General features: G+C 63.1%; 1 protein-coding gene. It reads right to left on the bottom strand.

Features of this window, described 5'->3' with window-relative positions:
* Positions 1 to 15: 15 nt before the first annotated feature.
* Positions 16 to 1,242 (bottom strand): integrase catalytic domain-containing protein, encoded by a 1,227-nt coding sequence (locus tag BLA60_RS41800; RefSeq protein WP_162293093.1) that lies wholly within the window; start codon positions 1,240 to 1,242, stop codon positions 16 to 18.
* Positions 1,243 to 1,366: the final 124 nt, after the last annotated feature.

The following is a 1,366-nucleotide window of genomic DNA, read 5'->3' as shown; positions in this document are numbered from 1 at the left end:
CCCCGTTGCCTCATGTCAAGATGCCCGCGTGGGTGGGTTCGTTGCCTCACGGGATGTGCCCGTGTGGGTGAGGCCGGTGTAGGGCTGGGTGGGGAAGTAGGTGCGGGTGACCTCGGTGGCTAGGGCGTCGCTGAGGGCGAGGATCTCGCGGCGGATCGCGGCTGGGTTCAGGGTGAGGTAGTGGTTGTGTAGGACGGTCTTGTCGTGGATGTCTGTGGTGGGGTCGGCGCAGGCGCGTTGGAACGGGGTTTTCGCGGTGTCGTGTTTCTTGGTCACTGTGGCGCCGTGGCGGGTTTTGGAGACGAGTTTCTGTTGTGGGGTGAAGAAGTTGATTTGGTCGCGGAGCAGGGCGTAGATGCCGTTGAGTAGGTCGATCTGCACTTCGCCGGAGTAGCGGTGGTAGCCCACGGTCTGCCGGACGATCGCCCAGTTTTTTTGCTCGACGTGTGCCCCGTCGTTCTTGTTGCCTGGTCGGGAGCGGGTGAAGGTGATCTCGTTGGCTTCGCAGAAGGCCAGTAGGTGGTAGTTGATGAACTCGCTGCCGTTGTCCGAGTCGATTCCGAGTAGGGGGAACGGGAAGCCCGCGACGATCTCGGTCAGCGCCGCGAGGACCCATTTCTGGGCCTTGTTGCGCACCGCCCGGTTCTCGGTCCAGCCGGTAGCGATATCGGTGACGGTCAAGGTGAAGGCGTGTTCACCGGCCAGGTTGCCGCCGTCGTGGCCGACCAGGTCGATCTCGACGAACCCTGGGCGGGCGTCATTCCAGTCGGCCCAGGTACGGATCGGGATCTGTGTCTTGAGCAGGCTGCCCGGCTTGGTCAGCGACCGGCCCTGGGGTCGCCATTGAGCACGAACGGGCGCGAGCCGCCGATCGATCGTGGCCGCCGACATCCGTACCAGCTGGTAGCGGGTCGCCTCGCTGATCTCCAACTCGCCGCAAGCGATGAGCCGATCGACGATCTCACCCAGGAACGGCGCCAACCGCTTTCCCGAGGGCGCGTCCAGCACCGCCCATACCTTCCGCAACGCCGTGACCACCTCTTGCCCATACACCGGTTCCCGAGGTTTCCGTTGCTGTGAAACAGTTTTTGGCTTCAACGCTACCCGTAACGCCTTACGGGCATGATCACGATGCCATCCCGTCAACGCACACAACTCATCCAGAATCCGCGCTTTCTCCACCCGACCCGCCGACCGATAACGGCGAGCAGCCTGGCGGGTCACAGCCTTGCGCTGACCCATCGTCAATCCCATCGATCACGATGAGTCACCAACCCCAGTCCTCAGCGGATGCCACGCCGCTACGCGGGCATCCTTTCGTGAGGCAACGACTCACCTTCCCGGGCATTTTTGATGAGTCAACGCG

The organism is Actinophytocola xinjiangensis, assembly GCF_001921215.1.
Lineage (GTDB): Bacteria > Actinomycetota > Actinomycetes > Mycobacteriales > Pseudonocardiaceae > Actinophytocola > Actinophytocola xinjiangensis.
This window is presented reverse-complemented; position numbering and strand designations above follow the sequence as displayed.